General features: G+C 32.6%; 27 protein-coding genes. 20 read left to right on the top strand and 7 right to left on the bottom strand.

The window, feature by feature from the left end:
• The first annotated feature begins 183 nt into the window (after positions 1 to 183).
• The 3 genes from ACE193_RS21585 to ACE193_RS21575 all read left to right on the top strand — a co-directional run bounded on the left by ACE193_RS21585 (position 184) and on the right by ACE193_RS21575 (position 3,323).
• Positions 184 to 2,685 carry a phage tail tape measure protein gene (locus tag ACE193_RS21585; RefSeq protein ID WP_375560273.1) on the top strand — a complete coding sequence of 834 codons (2,502 nt, stop codon included), beginning with the start codon at positions 184 to 186 and terminating at the stop codon, positions 2,683 to 2,685.
• Positions 2,686 to 2,847: 162 nt separating this feature from the next.
• Complete coding sequence (locus tag ACE193_RS21580) at positions 2,848 to 3,096, top strand: hypothetical protein (protein ID WP_375560272.1); 249 nt, start codon at positions 2,848 to 2,850, stop codon at positions 3,094 to 3,096.
• 5 nt (positions 3,097 to 3,101) lie between these two features.
• Positions 3,102 to 3,323, top strand: a complete 222-nt coding sequence (locus ACE193_RS21575) for a hypothetical protein (protein WP_375560271.1) — start codon at positions 3,102 to 3,104, stop codon at positions 3,321 to 3,323.
• A 9-nt stretch (positions 3,324 to 3,332) separates the two neighbouring features.
• Here the strand turns inward: ACE193_RS21575 and ACE193_RS21570 are convergent, their stop codons facing one another.
• Both ACE193_RS21570 and ACE193_RS21565 read right to left on the bottom strand, forming a co-directional pair.
• A complete protein-coding gene (locus tag ACE193_RS21570) occupies positions 3,333 to 6,428 on the bottom strand; it encodes an ATP-binding protein (protein WP_375560270.1) in 3,096 nt (1,031 codons plus the stop codon).
• 529 nt (positions 6,429 to 6,957) lie between these two features.
• A complete protein-coding gene (locus ACE193_RS21565; RefSeq protein ID WP_375560269.1) occupies positions 6,958 to 7,350 on the bottom strand; it encodes a hypothetical protein in 393 nt (130 codons plus the stop codon).
• 157 nt (positions 7,351 to 7,507) lie between these two features.
• On the opposite strand from ACE193_RS21565, the gene ACE193_RS21560 reads away from it, so the two are divergent.
• The 16 genes from ACE193_RS21560 to ACE193_RS21485 all read left to right on the top strand — a co-directional run bounded on the left by ACE193_RS21560 (position 7,508) and on the right by ACE193_RS21485 (position 18,442).
• The gene (locus ACE193_RS21560; RefSeq protein WP_375560268.1) at positions 7,508 to 7,816 is read left to right on the top strand and encodes a hypothetical protein; all 309 of its coding nucleotides are present in this window, start codon (positions 7,508 to 7,510) and stop codon (positions 7,814 to 7,816) included.
• Complete coding sequence (locus ACE193_RS21555) at positions 7,813 to 8,103, top strand: hypothetical protein (RefSeq protein ID WP_375560267.1); 291 nt, start codon at positions 7,813 to 7,815, stop codon at positions 8,101 to 8,103. The genes ACE193_RS21560 and ACE193_RS21555 overlap by 4 nt, the downstream gene beginning before the upstream one ends.
• Complete coding sequence (locus tag ACE193_RS21550) at positions 8,100 to 8,297, top strand: hypothetical protein (RefSeq protein WP_375560266.1); 198 nt, start codon at positions 8,100 to 8,102, stop codon at positions 8,295 to 8,297. Before ACE193_RS21555 ends, ACE193_RS21550 begins: the two co-directional genes overlap by 4 nt.
• Before the next feature lie 10 nt (positions 8,298 to 8,307).
• Complete coding sequence (locus ACE193_RS21545; RefSeq protein WP_375560265.1) at positions 8,308 to 8,790, top strand: hypothetical protein; 483 nt, start codon at positions 8,308 to 8,310, stop codon at positions 8,788 to 8,790.
• An 11-nt stretch (positions 8,791 to 8,801) separates the two neighbouring features.
• Positions 8,802 to 9,125, top strand: coding sequence for a hypothetical protein (locus ACE193_RS21540; RefSeq protein WP_375560264.1), 324 nt, complete (start codon positions 8,802 to 8,804; stop codon positions 9,123 to 9,125).
• Positions 9,126 to 9,368: 243 nt separating this feature from the next.
• The gene (locus ACE193_RS21535; RefSeq protein WP_375560263.1) at positions 9,369 to 9,593 is read left to right on the top strand and encodes a hypothetical protein; all 225 of its coding nucleotides are present in this window, start codon (positions 9,369 to 9,371) and stop codon (positions 9,591 to 9,593) included.
• Positions 9,594 to 10,808 (top strand): phage late control D family protein, encoded by a 1,215-nt coding sequence (locus tag ACE193_RS21530; protein WP_375560262.1) that lies wholly within the window; start codon positions 9,594 to 9,596, stop codon positions 10,806 to 10,808.
• A gap of 3 nt (positions 10,809 to 10,811) precedes the next feature.
• Positions 10,812 to 11,477, top strand: a complete 666-nt coding sequence (locus tag ACE193_RS21525) for a phage baseplate assembly protein V (protein WP_375560261.1) — start codon at positions 10,812 to 10,814, stop codon at positions 11,475 to 11,477.
• 9 nt (positions 11,478 to 11,486) lie between these two features.
• Positions 11,487 to 11,882 (top strand): GPW/gp25 family protein, encoded by a 396-nt coding sequence (locus tag ACE193_RS21520; RefSeq protein WP_375560260.1) that lies wholly within the window; start codon positions 11,487 to 11,489, stop codon positions 11,880 to 11,882.
• 6 nt (positions 11,883 to 11,888) lie between these two features.
• Entirely contained in the window at positions 11,889 to 12,119 is a 231-nt protein-coding gene (locus ACE193_RS21515) for a hypothetical protein (protein WP_375560259.1), read from the top strand.
• 45 nt (positions 12,120 to 12,164) lie between these two features.
• The gene (locus ACE193_RS21510) at positions 12,165 to 12,758 is read left to right on the top strand and encodes a hypothetical protein (protein WP_375560258.1); all 594 of its coding nucleotides are present in this window, start codon (positions 12,165 to 12,167) and stop codon (positions 12,756 to 12,758) included.
• Positions 12,759 to 12,796: 38 nt separating this feature from the next.
• Entirely contained in the window at positions 12,797 to 14,455 is a 1,659-nt protein-coding gene (locus ACE193_RS21505; RefSeq protein WP_375560257.1) for a baseplate J/gp47 family protein, read from the top strand.
• A 2-nt stretch (positions 14,456 to 14,457) separates the two neighbouring features.
• The gene (locus tag ACE193_RS21500) at positions 14,458 to 15,228 is read left to right on the top strand and encodes a hypothetical protein (protein ID WP_375560256.1); all 771 of its coding nucleotides are present in this window, start codon (positions 14,458 to 14,460) and stop codon (positions 15,226 to 15,228) included.
• A 47-nt stretch (positions 15,229 to 15,275) separates the two neighbouring features.
• Entirely contained in the window at positions 15,276 to 16,616 is a 1,341-nt protein-coding gene (locus ACE193_RS21495) for a hypothetical protein (protein ID WP_375560255.1), read from the top strand.
• A 13-nt stretch (positions 16,617 to 16,629) separates the two neighbouring features.
• Positions 16,630 to 17,022, top strand: coding sequence for a hypothetical protein (locus tag ACE193_RS21490; RefSeq protein WP_375560254.1), 393 nt, complete (start codon positions 16,630 to 16,632; stop codon positions 17,020 to 17,022).
• Between the two features lie 31 nt (positions 17,023 to 17,053).
• Positions 17,054 to 18,442, top strand: coding sequence for a hypothetical protein (locus tag ACE193_RS21485; RefSeq protein ID WP_375560253.1), 1,389 nt, complete (start codon positions 17,054 to 17,056; stop codon positions 18,440 to 18,442).
• A 69-nt stretch (positions 18,443 to 18,511) separates the two neighbouring features.
• Here ACE193_RS21485 and ACE193_RS21480 read toward each other — a convergent pair whose 3' ends face one another.
• Positions 18,512 to 18,967, bottom strand: coding sequence for a hypothetical protein (locus tag ACE193_RS21480; protein ID WP_375560252.1), 456 nt, complete (start codon positions 18,965 to 18,967; stop codon positions 18,512 to 18,514).
• Positions 18,968 to 19,215: 248 nt separating this feature from the next.
• Here ACE193_RS21480 and ACE193_RS21475 point away from each other — a divergent pair, with 248 nt between their 5' ends.
• Positions 19,216 to 20,121 carry an IS982 family transposase gene (locus ACE193_RS21475; protein WP_375560251.1) on the top strand — a complete coding sequence of 302 codons (906 nt, stop codon included), beginning with the start codon at positions 19,216 to 19,218 and terminating at the stop codon, positions 20,119 to 20,121.
• A 267-nt stretch (positions 20,122 to 20,388) separates the two neighbouring features.
• Here ACE193_RS21475 and ACE193_RS21470 read toward each other — a convergent pair whose 3' ends face one another.
• The 4 genes from ACE193_RS21470 to ACE193_RS21455 all read right to left on the bottom strand — a co-directional run bounded on the left by ACE193_RS21470 (position 20,389) and on the right by ACE193_RS21455 (position 24,883).
• Positions 20,389 to 20,886 (bottom strand): hypothetical protein, encoded by a 498-nt coding sequence (locus ACE193_RS21470; protein ID WP_375560250.1) that lies wholly within the window; start codon positions 20,884 to 20,886, stop codon positions 20,389 to 20,391.
• A gap of 57 nt (positions 20,887 to 20,943) precedes the next feature.
• Positions 20,944 to 22,353, bottom strand: a complete 1,410-nt coding sequence (locus ACE193_RS21465) for an RHS repeat domain-containing protein (RefSeq protein ID WP_375560249.1) — start codon at positions 22,351 to 22,353, stop codon at positions 20,944 to 20,946.
• 209 nt (positions 22,354 to 22,562) lie between these two features.
• Complete coding sequence (locus ACE193_RS21460; RefSeq protein WP_375560248.1) at positions 22,563 to 23,285, bottom strand: hypothetical protein; 723 nt, start codon at positions 23,283 to 23,285, stop codon at positions 22,563 to 22,565.
• 2 nt (positions 23,286 to 23,287) lie between these two features.
• Positions 23,288 to 24,883, bottom strand: a complete 1,596-nt coding sequence (locus ACE193_RS21455) for an RHS repeat domain-containing protein (protein WP_375560247.1) — start codon at positions 24,881 to 24,883, stop codon at positions 23,288 to 23,290.
• Between the last annotated feature and the right edge of the window lie 353 nt (positions 24,884 to 25,236).

The raw sequence follows: 25,236 nt of genomic DNA, 5'->3' as shown, positions 1-25,236 counted from the left end.
TGATTGTACGACGATAAATTTAATAAAATGTTCGTTTGTAGCATCGCATAGCCATTTTTTTACGTGATTTTACAGCGATAAATTTAATAAAATATTCGTTTGTAGGCTCAGATGAGGATTTTTTTATGTGACAGTTATGTGATTTTGATAGGAATAATTTTGATACGATAAAATGATACAATAATGAATGCAGCAAGTGTTTTAGGAATAGGTTTAGTCTTCACGCTCAAAGACGAGGTTTCCAACACAGCCAGTAAAATGACACAAAAGTTTAAGCAATTAGACTATGTATCTTCTGAAACGGCTGCAAAAATGGAATCTTCACTCAAAGGTATTGGTACAGGTTTTAAAATGATGGGTGCAGGGGCTGCGCTTCTTGCTCCTCTTGGTTTGGCTGTAAAAGAATCAATGGCTTTAAACAAACAAATCTCTGCCGTTGGAGCAAAAACAGGATTACAAGGAGCAGCTCACGCACAAGCTATTGAACAGCTAAAAGCAAACGCAAAAGAATTAGGAGCGACGAGAGCTTATACTGCTGTTCAGGTCGGTCAAGCACAAGAGTTTTTGGCAATGGCAGGTTTTAAAACCAATCAAATTATAGGAGCAATGCCAGGGCTTTTGGATTTAGCTGCTGCGAGTGGAACAGACCTTGCCACAACGGCTGATATTGTTTCAGATACACTGACAGCAATGGGAATGTCAGCAGAACAGACCAATTATTTAGCATCTCAAATGGCTTTTGTTGCTACAAGTGCCAACACAAGTGTAGTGCAACTTGGGGAAGGATTAAAATATGTAACAGCTACTGCGAGTGGTTTGGGTATTGCAAGTGGAGAAATGTTAGCTCTATCTGGTATGCTTGGCGATATTGGTTTGAAGGGTTCAGTTGCTGGTACTTCAATGGAAAACTTTTTATCACATTTGGGGAATATCAAAAAAGGAAAAATGTCTGATGCTTTTGCCAAGCTTGGTTTAGATATGTCAGATGTTGTGGATAAAAATGGAAATCTAAAAACGCTAAGTGAAATTATTCCAAAACTTCAACAGGGATTAAAGGGAATGGGTAATACACAAGCAATGGCAGTTTTAGAGGATTTATTTGGTAAAATAGGAAAGAAAACAGTTAATGCCTTTTTAGATAACTCTAATAAAACGGTAGGCGAAGCTATGAAAAAAGACTTCGTTAAATATGCTAGTGATGTTACCAACGTAAGTGAAGATTACGCTAAGAATATGGCAGAAAAAATGTTGGATAATCTTGCTGGAGATTTTACAAAATTACAATCGGCTGTAAGTGGAATGTTGATTTCTATTGGAGATAAAATTGAGCCTTTTGTACGACCTATCGTTCAAGCCTTTTCAAGTTTGGCTTCTTATATGACAAGTATTGCCGATTCAAGATTTGGAACATTTATTATTGGATTAACAGGAGCTTTGGGAGCTGGTCTTGTTGCCTTGGGTGGTTTTGTATCTGCTTTTCATACTGTAAAATTTGCTATGATGGCAATTCAGCCTGTTTTGGTAATGTTGAAAGGAGCTTTTGCATCTACATTAGTTCCTTTACTTCCTTTTATTGCAGTTGGAGTTGCCGTTGCTGGCGTTATTTATGGATTAGTAAAAGCCTATCAAAGTTTTACAAATGTTTTAGAAGGTAATGCAGCTCCTGCAACTGGCTTCTTAGGATTTATGCAAAAAGTGGGAGGAGCTATTCACGCAGTTATAGCCATTTGGAAATCTGCAACGAGCGAAGGATTTACGCTTAGTGGAAAATTGTATGAAGCTCTAAATTCAATCGGATTAGGAGAATTTGCATTAAATATTGGAACTTGGATTGTTCGTATAAAAGCATTCTTTGGAGGAGCTGCCGAGCGTTTTGAAAACCTAAAAAATGTATTTGGCTCAGTTGGAGAAGCCTTTGGTAGAATAGGAACGGCATTCAGTCCAATTATAGATTTATTAGCAAAAGCAGGTTTTACGATTGATAAGTTGGGAGGAGATGTGAGTATATTTTCACAGCTTGGAGGATATGCTTTTGACGCTCTTACTTTGGGTATTCGTGGAATTGCCGTTGCTTTAGAAATTACAGCCAACTATGTAACTCTTGCCTTAGAAGGATTTATGATATTCTACAATTTTGTTACAAATACTTTCTCTCAAATAAATGGATATATCGAACAGTTTAAAGGAGGTTTCATTTCCCTTCCTCAACTTTTCTTAAAAATAGGCAATGCCATAACTACAAATCTACTAGAAGGAATAAAAGCAGGTTGGTCATCTATAACAAGTTTTCTAGTTAATTCCTTGAAGGCTTTACCAGGGGGTGAAGCTGTTGCTGCTTATTTTGGAATCGGTGGAGATACGGCAGAGGGACAAGCAAAACAAGCTGCTGTTGCACAAACAGGATTAGCAGGAAGTGGTGTTTCAGATACTGAAGTTGCGCCATCACAAGCGAGTTCTTCTTTTTCTAAAAAGGTAGGTAATATTAATAATGCTTCTGTAACGAAAGCGCAACAAACTAGGGAAACATCAGAAGGAATTAAGCAATTAGGGCAAGCAGGAATGGCTAATGCAGGAGGACAAAATACACAAGTTAATCTCCAACCTAAATTTAATGTTCAGATTGGAGACCGTGATGTAGCTGCTGTAATACGTGAAATGAATGAGCTAGACGATGCAAGAAGCTAGTTTTTGGTCTAAATCTCGGCTAAAAGTGGTCTAAAAGCCGTCTAAACTTTCTCAAAAAAGATAGGTTTAGACGGCTTTTTCTTGCTCAAATTGATAACCATTAAGGCACGTTATCGTGTACAGTAGTGTAAATTAAACACGAACTAATAAATAGCGAATAATATGACTAAGGAATCAGAAGCTTTAAAAATGAATAAAGCAGATATTCTCAAAATGTTAGAAGAAAATCCATACAGAATTCAATATTTATTTGTCAATACTGATGAGATAAGACTTGCATTTAATCTCTTTATTAATAGGTATGATATGCCAAAAAACCCGAAAGGAATAGACTATGAAAATCGCTTGCGATATGGATTATCAGAAATACTAACCATTTTTTATCCTGAATATTTAACCCTACCAAACTAAAAACTATGCTACACCAACTTGACCACACAACAATGACAAAAGAAGAAGTTTTTGATGTCATTATCTCTAATCCAAATAAAGCGCATTTTTTACTTATCAGAACTGAAGAAATGAGTAAAAAATACGATGAAGCTGCAAGAGAATATGAGCTTCCAAACTGTCCACTTGGGAAGGATTTTATGAAGCAAACTCAGTATGGATTACTCAAAATTTTTATCTATTGCTAACATTAGGTATTAATTAATAGGTATTCCTATAAAAAAAATAGTTCCAACTCCTTCTTCAATTTCAAACCAAATTTCCCCATCGTGTTTTTCAATTATTTTTTTTGTAATATCTAACCCTAAACCACTTCCTTCTCCTGCCTGTTTGGTGGTAAAAAAAGGATCAAAAACTTTATCTTTTATTTCTTTAGGAATACCTCCACCTGTGTCTTGGATAGAGATTATAGCTTTTTGATCCTTTACTTTAGTCTTAATTTCTAGTCTACCTTTTCCATTCATAGCTTGGATAGCATTATGAAGAATATTTGTCCAAACTTGTATTAATTCATCTGGATAACCCATAAATATTGGAATTTCTGTAAAATCACGACTCACATCAATACCATGTTTAATTTTATTATGATAGAGCGTTAGGGTTGTGTTAAGACTCTCATTAATATTTACAGCAGATTTCTCTTCTGTTTGGTCTTGACGTGCAAACGTTTTAAGAGCTAATACGATTTTAGAAACTCTATCAGTTGCCATTTGAATGGTTTGATTACTTTTTATAATATTTGATAACTGATAAGCTATATTGATAAGTCTTTCACCATTTTTATTATTAACTAATAAACTAAATAATTCCTCCTCCGTTTGCATATTCATATCCACTAGTATTTCTGAATATGTTTCTGCATCTGCTATTTCATTCTGTTCTAGTTTTTCTAGTAAGACACGACGTATCTTTCTTTTTTCTCTAGTGGTAAGTGTATCAGGTTTGGAAATAGATTTTCTTAAAAAAAACATAAAACTCTCTAGTTCTTCTTGTGTACAGTCTTTTGAAATTAAAGCTAATTGTAATAGGTTATTTTCTAGATTATCAGATATATTTTCGGTAGAAGAGCGAATAGCTCCTAAAGGTGTATTGATCTCGTGAGCAATATTAGCTACTAATTGCCCTAAACTTGCCATTTTTTCAGATTGAATAAGTTGCTTTTGAGTAGACTGAAGTTCCTGATAAGCTGTTTCTATTTCATTTTTTTGTTCCTCTAAAAGTTCTTGAGTAGTTTGAAGTTCTTCTAAGTTTTGACGTAATTCTTCTTCAGAGACTTGAACTTTTTTATAGGCTTCAGAAATTTCAATCTCTCTAAGTTTTTGTTCGTGTATATCTTGCACTGATCCAATCACAGTGCTAGGAATATCATCCTTTTTGAGAACTTTTCCAATAGCTCTATAATAGCGATACTCTGTAAAATTTTTAGTTTTTAAACGATAAGCTACATCAAATTCATCTAATTGACCTTGAGCAGCACTCGTGAGTGTTTCAATGATAAGATTTTGATCTTGAGAATGCATTAGTGGAATAAGCTCAGCCATTGATTCTAACTTGTCTAATTGGTAGAGTGCTAATAAATTTTTAGAGTGTATTACATTTTGTGTAGCTAAATCTATTTCAAAACTTCCTAGTTTGGCTATTTTCTCTGCCTCATCTAATACGTTTTGTTTATTTTTAAGCTCCTTTTGTAGATTTTTTTGAGATGTGATATCAATCTGAACAGTAGCCAAACCAATGACTTCTTCAGTAGATTTATCTTTGAGTAAAAAAGCATTTGCATCTGTATGGTAAATCTGTCCTGTTTTATGATTTATTAGATCTCTTTCACCTCTCCAATATCCTTGTGTTTCGATGGCAGGTAATACCTCTTGTTTTGATTTAGGCTTTTCATATTCTGGATAATAATCTGTGGTGATAGTTTTTTGATATTCTTGCTTTCCAAACCCCGAAATATCTTGTCCTTTTTTATTAAGATAAACTACCTTTCCATCCAAAGTTGCAATAGCAATTGCAGCATCAGCCTGTTCTACTAAATCGACAAATTTATCTTGTTCTTGTTTTGCATCTAATAAGTGTTCTTGTGTAGCATTGAGTTCTTCTAAATTTTGACGGAGTTCTTCTTCTGTTGCCAAAAGTTCTTCTTTTTGGCTCTGAATTTCTAATTCGGTTTCTTTTTGTGTATTGTAATTACTAACTATTTTGATTATACGGATGATTTCTCCTTTTTGATTCTTTACTGGACAATATGCTCCAAAAACCCATAAATTTTTATTGGATTTGGTTTTTCTTTTAAAAATACCACTTACAGTTTTTCCTGTTTCTAAATCTTTCCATAAATTTTCAAAATAATATTCAGTATTTTCATCTTGATGAAGAAGTTGCTTGTGAGAAAGTCCAATTAACTCTGTTGGTTTAAATTCTGTCCAAGCAGCAAATCTACTATTTACATTAGTAATTGTTCGATCTAATTTGAATTCTACATACCCAAAGTTAGTATTAATTGCTTCTAATTGATATTGATTTATTAGAAAAACTTCTTGGAGTTGTTCCTGTGTAGCATTAAGTTCTTCTAAATTTTGGCGAAGCTCTTCTTCTGTTGCTTGTAACTCTTCATTTTTAGTCTTTATTTCTTTTTGAGATTCAACAAGTTCTTCTTGCACCTCTAAACTTGCTCTAGTTATCTTGAGTTCTTCTATAGTATGGTGCAGTTGAGTTTCATTTTTTTCCATATCAGCTGTAAAAGAATGAATAATTGCCCATAAAATAACCATATTGAATAAAATATAAACTATTCTTCCAATTTTAAGCTCTTCTGAATTAACATTAATTGTTTCAAAAATACTATAGTCTGAACTTTCTGAAATGATATAGAGTATAAAAGGTAAAATAAAAAATATTGTTTTCCATATTTTTTCTTTATTAGTGAAGAAAAGTCCTGCAATAGGTATTCCCATTACAAAACTTAAAGCGTTGAATGCAGCTACGTCTGATGAATTTACCCTATAGAAAATAATACTATTTATAACCAAAAAGAAAAATAGCTTAGCAAAAAGTAACTTTCCATAATAATTAGCAAAGAGAGAAGTTAGTGCTTGTAGAACTACAAATCCTAGGATAAAAAAGGCTTTGCTTGTTTCGATAGAAAGAATAGAAGTTGTTAACAAAACAATATAAAGAATGCAAACACAAAGCATCAATAAACTAATGATATTTACAATCTTAACAGTTCTTTTTTGCTGAGAAGTATTGGCGTATTGTAACCCTAAATTGAGGAGTTTTTTTATAAAGTGCATAAATTTAAAAAATAATCAGATGATAAATTAGACAGCATAGAGTCATATAACACAATTTGTATTTTATAAAAAGGTGCCATTTTTTTTAATTGTATTGAGCTTAAGTATTTACACATCTAAAACAATACCATTATAAATAAAATAGACTTCTGTATGATTAGCATTTGGTAGTTTAGAAAAACAAATTCTTTGTTTAACCAGTATTTATATTTTATTAACTAATTATACTATGTAAGGAGCTTCATTTTTTTCTATAGAAAAATGGTCTAAGAATTGATTTTTGTTAACAAAATTAAAATAGTTTTTCAATTAATATTTTTGGTTAAAATAAGTGATTTAGATAGTGAATTGTTTTTATACTAAATAGATGACTTTAAAATAAATAGTCCTGCAAAAAAAAAACGCATCTAGCTGTAGAAGTTAGATGCGTTTTTGTTTTAGAGGCTATTTAGCCATATTTCTTATTATCACTTCGAAAACTTACTGGATTTAGAGTCCATCTAGCCATAGAAGAAGTTTAGCAAAATTACTATGCTCTGTTCCTGCTATCAGATTGCAAGTTCGAAGCGATGAATATCCGATTTGATTTAAATAAAAACCGAAAGGGATTTTTAATTCTTGACATATCCTTTACGGTAATTGATTTTGTATGATTTGTTAAATGATACTGATGATGCAAATCAATAGCATCATTGTAAATCTTTGGTTCATTCCTCTCAAAATAGGAATAGGAAATAGGAGAAAGATAATCCGAAGGACTTGCAAAATCTTCATTTTGAATTCTCTCTTGATCAACTACTAAAATGACTTTTGTAGAATTTTCCTTATCAGGCAAATCATCATCAAAATCAAAAGTGGCAAATACAGGTGTTGTAAAGAGGAGCAACACAAAAGCAAAGAGCAAAAATTTATAACTTTTCATACGAGGTAAATTTGGGATTTATATTAAAACTATCTATCATTAACTAAAATCAAATATAAAAATATTGATTGGTTTATTTATGAAATTTTCAATAAAAAGCTAATTATTTTGTAAATTTGACAAAACAAGTCATTGATAACGATATAATTAAAGAAATATGGCACTTGCAAAAATTGAAAAAGAGAGATTAGTTGATAGCTTAGAAAAAGTAGAAATAATAAAAGAAAATGAAGCCTATTTATGGTATGAGGATTTACAAGAAATCTTAGAAAGCAAAACTGTAAAATGGCTAAAATTCTTAGCAGGAAAAAAAGTAAAGCGTATTTTAGAAATTGCTAATAAAATTGTCGGTTTGATTACTTTTATTCAAGATCTTGGAGGGTGGGAGAATTTCAAAAATGTAATTCTAAAAATCATTGAAGTGGGAGGAATTGAGGAAACGCTTAAAAAATTAGAGAAGAAATGATAGAATTTAGCATAAACGCAATCACTTGGACTACCACAAGTTTATCGGTATTGTACTTTTTCAACTTGATTTATTATAGAATAAAAAAGGTAGAATTAATACATGAATCTACTTCAAATATTCACTTGGCTATTATTGTTGTTTTGGAGCTTGTGAAAATTCCTTTAATACAACCTCTCAATATTTATCAATCTGCTATGATTTTTATGATGATAGCTACTTTGGTTTATCTCTTATATAGGAAACATAGAAAGCAATGCAATACCGATAAACATAATAAGAAATGAGCAAAACATTTTTCAAAATAATAGGCTACTCACTTTTAGTTTTAAATGTTGTGGTTATGGAAATGTTGGCTAATACAATGCTTTCTTGTTTCCAAGAACAAAATTACATTCTAGGTATTTTATTTTTAATTTTGAATATAGCTTTATTTTTAGGTTGCGCTTGGGTTTTGATAAAAATAAGAAGCAAAATTTAATTTAGAAAAAATGCAACACAAACTCTCAGCCCTTGACGGCTCAATCTACATCTTGGAATTAGCAGAACCTTTCGAAAGATTGGAGTTGCAAGAAATGCCATCTGAAATATCTGGACAGCGTTCTGGTAATTATGCAGAAATCAACGTGCCTGGAAGAAATGATTCGTTGTTCCACTTTACAGGAGGTTCAGAATCATTTTCTATTTCTTGTCAGTTTTTTGCTGATGATTCTGGTGTAGATAATGTTTTGAGAGATGTAAACTGGCTTTTAGGGTTGATGGCAAATGATTCATTCAATGCACCTGTACGAAAAGTATCTTTCGTTTTTGGGAAAATATTTGATAGAAAAGCATACATCGTAAAAGATGTAAAGTATAAATTTATGGATTTCCGAAAAGACAATGGATTAGTCAGCAGACGTGCAGAGGTAACTATTTCTTTTGCATTGGCAGTAGATAATAATAGAAGTATTGCAGACATACGACAATTTTAATAAGTAGAATAATGGCAACAGAAAAACCAATCCGATTACACGAATCAAATCTTTACGCAGGAGGAGGTCTAATTATTTTCGAAGATGGCAGACGAATTTTAGAAGTCAAGGAAAGAAAACCTACCAAAAATTTACAGTTTCAAATGCACTTAGTAGTCGCCGGAGATGATTTGACAGTTTTGGCGAATAGGTATTATGACTCTCTTGTTCCGAAGGCTAAGAACTATTGGCATATTATCGCAGATGCAAACAACATCGAAAAGCCTTGGCAGCTTACTGAATATATCGGAAGTGAGATTGTTATTCCTGATGTTTTGCAATGGAAATTGGGTTAAATAAAGCACAAAAAAAACTCTCAAATTAATGAGAGTTTTTTCACACCTAAAAAATTCATACTTACAAACAAAAAATGAAAAAGACAACGTTAAACGCACCAAACATCTAAACGTTGAAAATTATCTACACTTCAAATTTAGTAAAAAAAATCAATTAAATTATTAATCTTACAATAAAATAGCTGTATTTTTACTAAATTTATAAAATTAGTAGATTTAATTGATAAAATAATAATTAATTCAATGAAGATAGGCGATTTAGTATGTCTAAAAAGTAATCCAGAACGTGCTATGACTGTCGAAAAAACAGATGGTAAAACTATCACTTGCGTTTGGATTCATAACGACGGCAGTTTGAAACGAGAAGAATTGAATAACTCAATGCTTGAAGTAACTCATCCTGCTGCTCTAAAAATTGCTGATGTAGTTACAGATTTTTTCAAAGAACTATCAAAAGTATTAGATTAAATGGAAGGAAAAGTAGGTTCTCCTTTTTACAAAGTATTTATAGCTTCCACAGGAGAGGACATTACTCCTTTTGTGGATAGTTTTAGCTATGAAGATACTTTAGAAAAAGATGATTTACTTCGTATTTCGGTAACACTAAAAAATGTTTTTGAAATTGATGAGGATTGGATAGCAATTGGCGAAAAGTTAAACTTCTTTTTTGGTTATATCGGTGGGCTTCAAACGGAAATAAAAGTAGCTAAAATTTCAGATTTCGACACGCCTTATGGAGATGTCATTAAATTGAAAATTGATGCTACCGATGTAGGGCAATTTATGAAAGAAGAGTTTTCTAATAAAATTCATAACGAAAAAACACTTTCAGAGCTGGTACAAGAAATAGCTGATAAATACTCTCTAAAAGCAGAGATTATTGAAACGAAAAAAAAGTATTCGTACTTGCCACAAGCACAGAAATCTGACTTTGATTTTCTTACGCAATTAGCGAAAAGAGAAAATTTAGTTTTTAGAGTAACTGGTGAAACACTCATTTTAGAAAAAAGAAATTTACTAAAAGAATCTATCAAGACTTATACATGGAGAAAAGATATTATTTCGTTCCACCCAAAAGTAAAGTATTCAAAACAAGATAGTTCTTCTCAAAAAACAACTTCTTTTTCTTTAAATCCTCAAACCAATGCTATCCAAAAAAGTGAAGCTAAGAGCGATGATAAAGACAAAGAAAAGTTAGGCGAGTACGAAGTAAAAGTAGATGCAAATGGGAATCAAACAAAAGTATTTCCTAAGAAAAAAGCAGAAGCTGAAAAGTCGGAAGATGGAAAGTTAGTGCAAGGCTCTGTCGATAAAGCAGAAAATGACGGGCTTGTAAACAAAATTCAAGAAGACAAATCATTAGGAAATGTTACAGCGATATTGGTAGTTGAAGGGAATCCAATTTTGAAAGCTGGGCAAGTCTTGACGATTGCAGGAGTGGCAAAAAAACACGAAGGAAACTGGAAAATTGTATGTGTAAAAACGGATATTACAGCAGGGGCGTATTACAAAACGACTTGCGATTTGAAGAAAAATGCAACAAACAAGTCTGTTACAAATGTGCAGCCTGACAAAGCGAGTACGAAAAGCCAGGCTGTAAATGATAGTCAAGGAAGTACACAAACGAATGAAGCACAAAGTGAAGTTTTGTTTTTTGACCAAAACTCAAAACGAATAAAATAAATAATGGATAGAAAATTCAAAAACGCAGTTCAAGAACAGGGTTTAGAGCGGACAGGTAGGTTTTACGGATTATACCAAGGGCTTGTAATTGAAAATAATGACCCTGAAAAGCGTGGTCGTTTGAAGGTTAAAATCCCTTCTGTTTTGGGAGATCAAGTGTTTGAAAAGTGGATTTATGGAAAGTCTATTTTTAATGGCAATAATATTGGAATTTTTGCAATTCCTTCTGTGGGTAGTGGTGTTTGGATAACTTTTATCAATGGCGACTCATCAATGCCAATTTGGGAGATGGGTTGGTTTTCAGATAAAGAAATTCCAGAGGAGTTTAAAGAGCGTTATTTGGATGGAATAACTTTGAAAAACGATAGAATATTTATTCAATCAAAAGAGGCAAGTATTGAGCTTTTTGAAAATGGTGATATAGAAATAGATGGAAAAGGAAAAATAACAATAAACGCTTTTTCAGATATAGATTTGAAAAGTACAAGTGGTAGAATTGGAGTGAAAAATACAGCTTTATCCTTGGCTCAAATTTTACAAGAACTAATGATTGTTCTAACTACTTTTAAAGTTGCAGTTGGAACAACACCTTTAAATACTAATGTTTTTGCAGATACGCAAACAGCTATTACACAGTTATCAAGCAAAATAGCAGTATTATTAAAATAAAGATTCAAAATGAGTGATAAAATTACAGGTATTGGATTAGCATTTCCTTTGCGAGTAGATTCGGCAGGGCGTTCCATCTATGCCTCTGATCAAGAACTCATTAATCAATCACTTGCTATTATTCTTTTGCAGCCGACCAAGGAACGTCCTTTTGCTCCTGAATTTGGAGTGCAGATAGAGCGTTTGAGGTATGAGCCAAATGACACTATTTTAGAAAGGCTTTTGTATAATTTTATTGTAGAAGCTGTTGAGCGTTTAGAAAAAAGAATAAAAATAAAAAATGTAACATTTGAAAAACAAGAGCTTCCACAGAATGCGATTAAGTGCATTATTAGCTATCAAATCGTAGGAAGCAACCAAGAGGGCAGTTATGTTTTTCCTTTTTATCGTGAACTTAACATATAAAAAACTATGGCAATATCAGAACAGTCAATTCAAGTAAAATGTAATATTCAATCACTACATTATCGAATTCTTGAAGCAATAGACTTTTTTTGCAAAGAGAAAAATAATGAAATTACATACGTTGAAATTGATGCAGCCTTAATAGAAGTACTTTCTAAAAATCGTCAATACCAAATAAAAGGTTTAGTTGAGAAGAAAGAAAAAGAAGATATTGATAAAATAAAAGAAGAAGTCTAATTCCCTCGTATTAGATGGAATTAAAAAATAAAAACCATTACAAATATGTTAGGCAATAGTTTATATCAAGAATTGATAAAATTTGCTAATCTTGAATTAATCATGCAAGAAGATGAAGTATTTTATCTTGGCGATTATTATATTAATTTTCAAGAAAATGAATTTGTAATAATACAAGAAAATGAATTTGGAGCAGGAAATAAGGCAATGAAAATACCATCTATACATCTTGATACAATAGAAGATTTTTCATTCTTTTTTTATTGTCTTACAGGTAAGTACTTATTATCTGTTCTAATTAATGATAAATTAAAAGAACTTGATAGTTATAATTTGTTAGAAAGTAATTTGTTTAACTTAGGTGTAAAGTACATATCGCAAGAATTTTTTCAACCTACTCTAAATACTCGTCGTCGTACACTTAAATACGAACCTCAATTGTTGTTCGATCTTTGTTGGAGGGAAATTAGAAAAGATTTAGAATTAAAGAGAGAAAATAGAGCTATATATCAATCTAGATTTGAACAGGTAAATAAAGTTTGGAAAAAGGTAAATACTGATTTAGTTTCTCAATTTGATAAAGGAATAGGAGATGATAGTTTTAGCAATCATTTTATAAGACATAGAGATATTTTTTAGATAAAAAAAGAATTTTGATACGATAGAATAAAAATAAGATGAGTTTAGAAAATGAATTTGTTAGTTATGGTGACCGAAGTCAAGAACAGATTATGAATACTGTCTTGCCTAAGCTACCAGCCAAACTTCCACGACATACTGACCACTCTCCGACAGAGCCATTATATATGCTGCTTTTTGTTTGGGGAGGTATTGCTGAAATGCTTGGGTATTATATTGATGAACAGGCACGAGAGAGTTTTTTAGTAACGGCAACTCGTTATAAAAACGCTGTCAAGTTTGCTAAGATGGTAGGCTACCGAGTAAAAGGAGTGATTCCTGCTTCGGTTGAGCTTCGTTTTTATTTTGAAAGCGCATTACCTTCTGACGTGCTTATTCCTATCGGAACAGAAGTCCAAACGGCTGACGAAATTATCTATACCACGTCTGATAATCTAATTATTTTAGCAGGACAAACAGAAGGTTTTGTCGATGCCGTTCAACAAATTTCATTTACCAATATTTCCGTCGGTACTTCTGATGGAACGGCTTCACAAACTTTCGAACTCATAGAAGAAATTGTAGATAATTCGGTTTCTGTTTTGGTAAATGGTTTAGGTTGGGCCTCAAAAGATTCCTTCTTAAAATCGTTTCAAATCAATAGGGATTTTGTGGCAGGAGTTGGACAAACTCGTAAAATGGAAATCGTTTTTGGCGATGGAATAAAAGGAGAAATTCCACAAGTGGGAGCTGATATTACTGCCAACTATGCCGTATCTGAAGGAAGTAGAGGTAACGTCTCTGAAAATTCTATTACAGACCTTATTAGCTCGGTAAGCGTTCCGAGTGGGTTTGTTTTGAAAGTTACTAACCTTGATAGAGCAAGTGGAGGCGCAGATATTGAAGCACTAGAAGATTTGCAACGCAAAATTCCTATTTTTATTCGCACCCAAGATAACATGGTAACACCAAGTGATTATAGCGATGTACCTCTTTTGGCTGCTGGAGTTGGAAATGCAGGTCATTTTTTTGATTGTGGGAAATATGTAGATATTTACGTTTCTCCTTTGGGTGGTGGAACGGCTACACAAACGCTGCTTGACAATGTCGCTTCTTTTTTGGAAACAAGAAGAATGATAACGACAAATATTACTGTCCGAAGCGCAGGCGTTTTACAAGCAAAAGTAAAATTCTCTATTCAAGTACGTTCTAATTTCGTTCGTGCTGCCGTGGTTGCTGCTGTAAAAGCAAATATTTTAAGTTTCCTTTCGGCTGATAAACAAACGATTGGAGGGAAAGTGAAAATAAATGATTTGGTAGAAGTCGTCGAAACAACTGAAGGTGTGGATAGCTCAGATACGATTTACTTTTATATTGAGCCGTTCGCTCGTCCTTTACTTGAAAATATGACGGAGTTAGTCTGGAGTAAATCTTTACTTCCTGCTTCCTCTGAAACGATAAAATGGAAAATTACTTTTGTTTCTGCTACTTCATTTAGAGTGTCAAAAAATGGAGTTTCTTTGGGAACTGCAAATGTAGGGCAGCTTATTTCTCAGTCAGAAATAGAGTTTACTATTTTACCAAATGTAGATTATACCCTTGGTAAAACTTGGGAGTTTTACACCTACCCTTATTCAAAAAATTTACTCATTCAAGAACCTTCTATCGTACTCGCCTACGCAAATGATGTTCTTATAGATTCGGAAGGGGGGATATAAATATGGGATATTGGAGTGAAAATATATGGTCTTGGTTCGGTACTGCTTATGACATTTTGGATAAGCAAGGCATTGTTGACGAGAATGGGAAAGGAGAGTTTGAAAGATACAATGAAATTATAGGAGAAGATATTGATGAGAATATTGAGCCGTTATTAGATGCGCTGATAGACAATACAATGCTCGCTGATACGATGTACGATAGGTTTGTTGCGCTTTTTGAAACCACTATTGGAATGACAATGCGACTAACAAATGGAATTGATTTAAGACGAAAAGTTTTAAAAATAGCTTTTCAACTCTATAAAATTAGAGGAACAAAATTAGGTTATGAAGTGCCTTTACGAATGCTCGGTTTTGAGAGTGTTGATATTGTAGAATCTTGGGTAGTTTCTTCTTTGGATTCGCCTCTTACATTAGATGACCCTATTCGTCGTTTGGATAGTGGAGGAAGATGTCAGAGCTGCTCAGGCTATGAATTACATTTGACTGGAAATATAGAATTGACAGCCGAAATAATGCGAGCTGTTGGAGAAGTGATAGAATTTAATGAGCCGATAAATGCTCGTTTGACTGCTCTGACATATAATGGAGAAGATGCACTTTCTAGTTTGATTCGTTTTCGAATTTTTGAAACGAACTTGTATTATGAAAACCTATCGCTTTATGATGTAGAATTTGTAATAAATAATGTAGGAGAATTGATAGCACAAGGAGCTGATGCATATCGTTTTGAGATAAGAAATGGAGATATATTTTTAAGAACAGTTTGATAGTGATAAAATAGAAGGAATAACGATAATTATAAATTGATACAATAATGGCAGAAACTAACTTAGGGCAAGTAGTGGGTATTTGGCTAGAGCCAACTGAACCTACACACAAAAATGTACTTTGGATAAAAACGATAAACCAACTAACCAGTGAAAAAACAGGATTTATTTGGAATGGAACAGAATGGATAAATATCCAAGGGTTAGGCTTTTCGTGGAAAGGAGAGTTTGATGAAAATACAGATTATACAAAAAATGATGTTGTTAAATTTGAAGACAACCTCTATATCAAACTCAATGAAGTGGTAAGTAATGGAGATAACCCTGATGAGATTGCTGATTTTGACTTATTTCTTCCTTCTGCAACTCCTACTGGAGTAGAAGGTAGTGTACAAGTTAAAGATGCAAATGGTAAGTTATTTGGTTCAAATTTACTAAGTTTTATTGCAGGCTTATTTTCTATTTATGGAAACTTCTTTTTAAAATCAAATTCAAGTACTTCTGGAAATGCTGTAGAAGTTAAAAATCTAGGAAATAAAAACCTTCAAACAATCTCAAATGATGGAAAAAAAACAAGAGATGTAAGTATCTTCCAACAAGATGGTGTGGTTACAACGATTGCAGAATCAGAAGATGTCAAAATAACTCACAACTTTTCTGATTCTGGTCAGCAGCGAGGAATTTTTGGGAAGCAATATAATCTGACTTTAGAGCAAAATACAGTAAGTACAAACCGAGAGGTCTATGGAGAACGTCAAGTTTTTACAGAAACAGGTTTAGCTCAAGGAGCTGGAGGTAAATCTGGTTATTATCAGCAAATGGTTGGTGGTACTAGAAGCGTGAGTTACTATGGTAATAGTATGTTCCTTTCTGGCAATCTTCCTCGGAATGTAAATACAGATCATTCTATTCAGAATGGGTACACATATATGACTTGTGGGGATAATTTTGGCTTTCAAGCGACTTATACTTCAGCTTTAGCTAGTACCCAAACTTTACTTAGGCTAGAAGCTAGACAATCTCCTTTATCTGGATTTATGATACCTATCGGAAGAGGTATTCAAACATTGTTTAGCTTGCATGTTTATCGTGACCCTGCAAATGGAAATACAAATTCAGTAATCAATGATTACATCGGTGTACGTGTAGCAGATGACCAATATGCGACTTTAAAATCTGAAATGTATTTCAAAACCACTCAAGACCGTGTAAGTGTAGAGCCTTTAGTTCTAAGAGGTAAGGATGTAAAGCAAGGCTACGCTGACGGTAAACAAGGTTTCTATGGCAAAGAGCCTATTGATAAACAAAGTCTTCCTCAAAATGCTACCGCTCAACAAATCTTAGAAGCTCTTGAAAACCTAGGACTACTTGATATAATCATCCCATAAAATATAAACCAATATGAATAGTTTAAAAGACATTTTTCCTCCTGTATTTATAAAAGACACAAATGATTTAAAGATAATAGCTTGTGTTACTGATGTATATATGGGGATTTTTGGAAATGAAATAAAAGTGGAAGTATCACTTAATACAATTACAAGCATTAATCCACAAGGACTTAAATCATCTGAAACATTAAGTATTTCGAATGAGAATAAAATACCTGTGTACCAAACCACGCAAACACCAAAATACGATATAAACGGAAATCAAGTCTATATTTCTGAAATGCAGATGTGGCTTAATTTGATGGATAAATATACACTAAAGCAGTGTATGCAAATGATACAGGAATCTATGAAACGCAAATTCGGACTTATCACAAGTGATTTTGTTTATATAGAAGATTAAAAAATTGACAGTATAAAATTTATAGAATAAAATGGCACAAAATAGACATATAGAATTTTTAAGTGATGATATAAGTTTTCAGTTTAATGAATTCTTGATAGGACTTATTCCTCCAGGGCTGTATCGTGGTTTTGAATTTAACCCTAGTTCTAATTTATTCTTAGAACTAAATCACGAAAACACAGGCTATTTTTATCCAAAAAAAGACGGAACGATTTCTTCTAAAATAGGTATAGTTCGTTCAAAGCAAGGTGTTTTAATAACTGAAGATGAACCTGTTACTTTACAAGTGAGTGCAAATACAACAGCCAACCCAAGAATTGACTTAGTAGTTTGTGAGCATAAATATGAAGAGATTGCAGGAGGAATTGAAGCTGAATACTTTATTATTGAAGGAACGCCAAATGTAAACCCAACCATTCCAACACTTACAAATCCAAACTTTCAAGTAGTTATTGGAGATCTGTATCTTCCTGCTGGTGCTTCTACTTTGGATGCAACTGATGTGGTTTATACACGTCCACAACTACCAGAGCTTGGAAATAATAATTTGCAAGAGCAGCAAAATATTCTTCAGCAAAACTTTGATGCACTACAACAGAATTTTAATACACTACAAAGTAATTTTGATACGTTGAATCAAACAATGATTGATTGGAGAGAGTATTATCGTCCTGTTATGCAGTTTGATGGCGTGTATATAGAATGGAAATGGTTTGGAGAAGCTGATGATCCTGCTGTTTGGAGAGATTTAGCGCAAGCAATTGTCGTGGACTGCTCGGGTCCTGGAACGATGGAAGTCCGAATTCTGGAAGCGCAATATTTACCAAACGCAGAAGTTTGGAATGCTGCCAATCCAACACAAAGAGACCACAATGTATTAGAGTTTAATACAGTTATTTCTCTTCCAGATGCAACCTATTGGATAAACAATAGAGAATGGATAGCCCCACAGACTAAAAATTATCGCTTTTTATTGGATACACTGAAACTTGTAGCTATTCAAGATTTGATATATGCAAACATAGATACCAATGATTTTCCTTTTAGTTATGGAAATCCTCCATCTAAAAATTGGTGGTTTAATGCTGGTGTAAATGGATTTATAAGAATTGAGCTTATAAAAAATGAAACGGATATAGCCTTTAGCACTTTCCATAAATTTTTAATGGAAGATGGAATGTTAGTCGGAGATGAGATACTGCTTCCAGTAATAGATGAGGTTATTTCTGCTGAAGCTGGTGATCATTTTATTTGGAGAATAAGTATAATGCCTAATTATAACAATCCATCTGAAACAATTCCTGATGGATTTAACTATAATGCAGAAGGTCTTATTATACAAGGAAATACAGCTTGGGTACAAAGAGAATATTTTAATATTCAATCTGGGCATTGGACGATGTTTGGGATGACATAGAATCAAAAAAACTAGAGCTTCATTTTTGAAACTCTAGTTTTTTGAGATTTTAAAATTTAAAGATACTGATTATTTAACTAGAGTAGATGTAGTATTTATCTTTACACTTCCTGTTTCATTGCTAATATCATCAATTTCATAGGAAGACACAAAACGATTTTCTGTAAGTTCTATTATTGTTATGTTTGTTGTTCTAGTCAGTGAATCAATTCCTGGTCCCCTATATAATTTATGTTCTGTAAGTAATGATGTATCATCAATTAGTTCCCAACTTCCACTTATTACAAAACCATCGTTATCTGATACAAATCTATCATCAGATTTATATTCTGTAGTTCCAACATAATCTCTTGTGTAGTCCTCTATAATTTCATCTCCTTCATCATAAACAGTCGTTTGTATTGATTGATGTGTCCAGACACCTATAAGTTTTTCTCTAGTAGATAGCTCATCTTCCTTTTTACAAGCACTAAAAAACAAAACACAGAAAGAAAGCAGAATAAAAATAATTGATAAATTTTTCATTTGAAAATTTAAGTTTAAATAATGAATGTTTACGTTAAAATAAATAGTTGTAACAAAAGTACTACAAATCTGAATAGTTGGCTATACTGACTTAAAAAATAATTGAATTTATTAGTATAACGTGAACTCGGTATTTAACTACTTTATATTTAGCGTTTTATACTGTTTTTTTAAGAGTTTTTTATCAAAAAAGGCTCAAAAAGGTTATTTTTGAATAGCATTAATCAACTTTAACTCTTTTTCGCCTTATGAATGACAAAAATATAAAATTTGATGAAGACCAACTAATCGGTATTTTTTATTTAGTAGATGAGTTCTGTTTACAAGCTCAATCCTATGTTTCTAGCCATTGGGTAGGTAGCAAAAGTCAATCTTCTTCTCATTCTCCAACTCGTATTCCTGAATTAAGCGCAAGTGAAATGATGACTATTTTGATTTATTATAACTACTCTGGTTACAAGAATTTTCAATACTATTATCAACGTCTTGTTAGTACAGATTTACTACCTTATTTTCCTAAACTTTGCTCCTACAATCGTTTTTTAGAACTCATAGAAAGAGTGAGCCTTCCCATGTATGTGTTAGCTAAATTACTCTGTGCTAAAAGTCAAAAAACAGGAACTTATTTTGTAGATTCTAAGAAAATAGTAGTTTCTGATAATCGTCGTATTCACTCGCATAAAGTGTTTAAAGACCTTGCAAAACGAGGAAAAGGCTCAATGGGCTGGTTTTTTGGTTTTAAACTTCATTTAGTTATCAATCAATTAGGAGAGGTGATGGCATTTGAAATCACAGCAGCTAACAAGGCTGACAATAACCACAATCTATTGAAAAAATTACTCAATAACTTAGAAGGAAGTTGCTTCGGAGACAAAGGCTACTTGACAAAATTATGGCAAGAACTCTATGAAAATGGACTTAAATTAATTACTAAAGTCAAAAAGAACATGAAGAATCAACTTATTACGTTGAAAGAAAAATACACCCTCAGAAAAAGAGCAGTTATTGAATCTGTAAATGACATTCTGACTTCTGTTTTTGACCTAGAACACTCTAGACACAGAAAAACAATAAATGCTTTTACACATATGTCGGCTACCATAGTTGCATATCATTTATATCCAGAAAAACCTAGAATTTTTGTACCCAACTAATACCGAGTTCACGTTAGTATAGTCAATACAAATACAAAAATACCTACACTCGCAAATCTAAGATTTGCCATACTGATAGGTCTTAGTCGCAGACTAAGACCTACGAGGGATGGCAATATTACGAGCAACAGCAGGGAATACTTGTTTTTTTTAGACATAAAAGAAAAATAAATAAATGGTGGAAAATTAGTCTTGCAAAGTTACAAATTAAGCCTGTAATTCCTTAACTTAATGACATTGTCGGAACACCAACAAGAACGCACTAAATTATCTTTTGTTATCTACTACATGTATATTAAAAGGAATGCTTCTGATACAACCATTCTCACTAAGTATACTATTTCCTTTTATAGTGTCATAACAAAATGTCCCACTTATTGATAAATCATACTCTTTTATTGTAGGCCTTTCTATAGCATTTCGAACTCCTAAGGATTTAATTATTATAGAATCTTCTTTTAATTCAAAATATATTTTTGACGAAACTATATTATATTTTCTAATATCTAAAAAGGAATTGTTCTTATTTAAAGTAATTTGGAGATTATTTTTTACTTGAGAATAAAAATGCTTATTATTTTTTATATGATTTATAAATATAGGAATATATTTTGTGCTATCAAATATTTCAATACTTTCATATTCTTCTGGTTTTATATGGTAATTTATAGTAAATAAATATTCTTTTTGTTTTTCTTTAATGAATAAAGAATCACTACTCAATTCATAATAGGTAGAGTAGGTAGATATATCGGAATCTTTCATTTTATTGCAAGAAAGTAAAACCAATAAGCATAATAACATAAAAAAATTTTTCATAAATTAAAATCTTGGAGTGCCAAATATAACCCTAAGCGACAAATCTTTTAAAAATAAATCCATAGCTCTTACTACAGAACTCATCGGTTGTAATGCAACAGCAGGACGTGGATAAACCAAAGCCATAAAATTGTAAAAACTATGTCCTAAATAATTACTGTAAAAATCTGAGGACTGATAAGCAGATTCATCATGTCCTCCAAGATCTTGCCCTATTTCTACAAGTGCGCCAACAGTATTGCCCATCATTCCTATAACGAAGAAATGTCTCATATCAATTAGTTTTCCATTTAAAGGATCTTCAACATATCTGAAGAGAGGACCAGCAAATAATTGTCCAGCTTGCTCATTTCTATCATTAACTACTAAACCTAACATTCTGTGATCATCTTTATATGCATCATAAAAATCATTCCAGCTATAAAGAATTTCCCCACTAGGCAAACCTCCGTCATCTTGACCTTTAAATTGCATTATATTATCTAAAGTAAAGAAACTAGAAATTCCACTACTCTGCACACTTTCATTAGAGACTGTAATATAAAAACTATTGCTTTGTCCTTGTTGTTGATGTTCACTTGCATCACCAGCCTCGCTTGGACCATAATTTGATCTACTTTGACTAGATGTATAAACTCTCTTTCCTTGTTTCAACTGCCCACTAGTAGCCAAAGAACCATACACGCTTTCCCAAGATAGTGCTTGCCCTCTACCATTTTCATATCGACCTGTATCCCAGTTGTAATGTTGTCCTTGGTTTTTCTCTCTAGCTTCTCTGTCACTTATAAAATCAGAAAGTCCTCTTACTTTTTCTGGCCCTGTAAGCGTATAAATTGTTCTAAGTCCAGAAGGATCATTAGCACTAATAGGATTATTAAATCCAAACTGAAACATAGAAATAGAATGAAACTCATCAGCCAACGGCTCTACCTGCCAAAACCTCCCAAGCTGTGCATCGTAGCTTCTAAAAGGTGTTTCATACAACTCCAAACCAAAAGCCTCTTCCTTTTCTATCATTCCGTTGAACTGATACATCAAATCGCCTTGACGTTCAATGCCACTCATATTCATTCCAAATGGATAATAATGGTGTTCTTGTGTAATGACTAAAGTAGGGTCGCTTTCTACTCGTAGTTCAAGATTATCAAAATAAACAGGTTCTGTATCGCTATTATCAATAAAAACGGTTACTTCGCCTTCTTCTGCTGTAAATTCAGATACCAGTTTTTGCCACGAAACAGTAGCAGAAATAGTTATTTTTTGTCGCTTCTCAACAATCAAACTATCAGTAGAATCTCTAAGCTGAACTACTAACTCGCCTCGTGGTACGTGGTAACTATCAGGTTCTAAATCCTTCGCCCTTTTGGCTCGGTTTAGTTCTCTTATATTTTTTATTACTGGGACAAAATCCACACAAAAATACCTACCTCACAAATCTAAGATTTGCCATACTGATAGGTCTTAGTCACAGACTAAGCCCAACGAGAGTACTATATTTGTCCATTTTAAAGAAATAGAAGGGAAGAATAAAAAAATATACTCCTAAATTACGAAAACAAAAACACTTTCGAAAGAGGGCTGTTAAAAACGAGCGATGGCAATCTACGAGATACAGCAGGGGACTATTTTCTCTCGTTTCTCAAGTCTCTTGCTTCAGTAGCTCTAATTTGTCTTTCACGCATTTTATGACAATACAAAGTATCTACAATCTCATATTCAGCATTGAGCCTTTCAAACTGTTCGTTTTTTGTACAAAAAAGGATGTCTTTATAATTTTTATTTGATGGAATAATTATCTCTTCTAGTGGAGATATAATGTACAGACTACTATCTACTCTCATTTTATTCAAATCAAAAGAAAAAGGAATAGTTTTTTCTATATCTATATCATATATTTCTACCCAATATTCAAATTTATCTAATCGTATTTCAGAATTAGTAATTTCAGAAAGTGGATTTATAACTTTTACACACTTCAAGTCCTTAAATGTTGAGTCTATGAAAAGTTTTTCACTTAGTTCTGTCTCAATCAAACTTAATATTTCTAACTGTTTAAAAAAATCTTTCCTATATTTTATAGAAGATTCTTCAATAAATAGACCTCTTATAGGATAAGAATATAAAGAATCAGGAATAGAGTCGTTGAGGTTTTTTATACTTACGTACACTATAATATCCCTATCAGCATTATAGTGTACAGATATGCTAGGGCTTATATTATTTTTATTTAAGGAAAAATTATTTTGTGTTTCAGTATTTTTACTTGAAGTGTCATTGTGTTCTTTTTTTCCTCTAATCGTACAAGAAAACAATAAAGGAATAAAAAATAAAAAAAAATATTTCATATTTATTTTATAATTTCGTATATTATAACTTTTAAAATATCAATCATTGCAGGACTTTTGTAATTGTGTACATTTATATTATTGTCATTAAATATACTTGCAGGATTACCAGAGCCATTGAAATAGCTTTTGACAAACATCTGCCAAGTCCTATTTTGTTCGTTTTCTTCACTCATTGAAGTAATCTCAGCAAATGAAGCTCCATTTTTAAACGCACTACCCAACGCACCTCCATTAGTCATAATTCCTAGATTACCAGAATATAGATCTTTTATTCCAGCATTATGTCCCATCACATGTAATATTGTTAATGCTATAGCTTCTGCAGAATTGATGTTTTTACCTCTAAAACCAATATCAGTATAACCTTGTGGTCCAGTTTCTCCTGTATATGTGTAGTACTTATCTAGCCCAATAGTCGCAGTATTTCTTCCTCCAAATGGGTTAACTGTAATTGTTTTAAGTTTTTTTTCACCAATCTGATACCTCCATCCTGTTGCACTTTCTACAGCTTCTCTATCTCCTTTATCAAAGACTTTTGATGCCCCAGGCATAGCTAATGTATTAGAATACTTAATTAAGGCTTTTGCATTTTTGCTATCTCCTATAAGATATACAGCATTTCTTCCTTGGATATTATCAATAGTTAGAGATTGGGATCTAGAAAATTCCATAACTCTTGCATTTATCCCATTATCTTCAAGAAAATCATTCACGATAGATATTGCTTTTGTAACATCTTCATTACACTCATAATTTACGATTCTAATCATAGCAGGTCCTTGCCCAGGCGTTCCACCCATTGAATAAGGCGATGATCTGTTATTTCCTAACTCCCAAGTGTAACCTCCACCTCCAATTCTAGTACGAGAGCCACCTATGTTAGCTCCTCCACCTATACGTCCAGGATCAGAAGGACCACTACCAACATTACCACCTGTTTGTGGCTCAGGTTGAGCTGGAAGAGGAAAACCTCCAATACCACTACCACTACCAGTATCAGAAGATAACCCAGTAGGGTCATTAAATGAAACAGGATTATTATAAGCAAATTGATACATACTAATACTACAATAAATATCAGCCAACGGCTCTACCTGCCAAAATCTCCCAAGCTGTGCATCATAACTTCTAAAAGGTGTTTCATACAACTCCAAACCAAAAGCCTCTTCCTTTTCTATCATTCCGTTGAACTGATACATCAAATCGCCTTGCCTTTCTATTCCTGAAAGATTCATTCCAAAAGGATAATAATGGTGTTCTTGCGTGATAACTAAAGTAGGTTGTCTTTCAACTCTTAACTCCAAATTGTCAAAGAATACAGGTTCTATATCGCTATTATCAATAAAAACGGTTACTTCGCCTTCTTCTTTGGCTACAAAATCGGCTGTTAATTCTTGCCAAGCTGTAACTGCTGAAATAGTTATTTTTTGTCTTTTCTCAACAAGCAAACTATCAGTCGAATCTCTAAGCTGCAAGACTAACTCCCCTCGTGGAACGTGGTAGCTATTAGGTTCTAAACTCTTTGCCCTTTTAGCTCGGTTTAGCTCTCGTAAATTACGAATTACTGGGATAAAATAAAAAACACAAAAATACAAATACACGGCTACAAGCCGAATACATAGCTACTCACTCGCAAAATGCGAGCGAGGGCTGGGGCATAAATTATTTGTTTTTACCGTAAAACTTGTCTCTGTTTTTTCTAATTTCTTCATCACTTAGAAACACAGCAGGACTAATATGTATGTCAAATTTTTTTATTAGATGCAGAGATATCTTTGTAAATAATTCCTCATCTACTAGAAATATTGTTATGAACAAAGTAAATAATAATTGACTTGACAAAATCAATATCAATAAAATACTAAAAAGTAAGCTAATCATTTGTTGTATTTTTTTTTATTTTTTTTAAAATTGATTTTATTTTATCCTTATTAAATATAATTATATA

The organism is Bernardetia aquimarina (genome assembly GCF_042180575.1).
In the GTDB taxonomy this organism is placed as follows: domain Bacteria; phylum Bacteroidota; class Bacteroidia; order Cytophagales; family Bernardetiaceae; genus Bernardetia.
The sequence above is the reverse complement of the archived record's forward strand: the minus strand, read 5'-3'. Positions and strand labels throughout refer to the sequence as shown.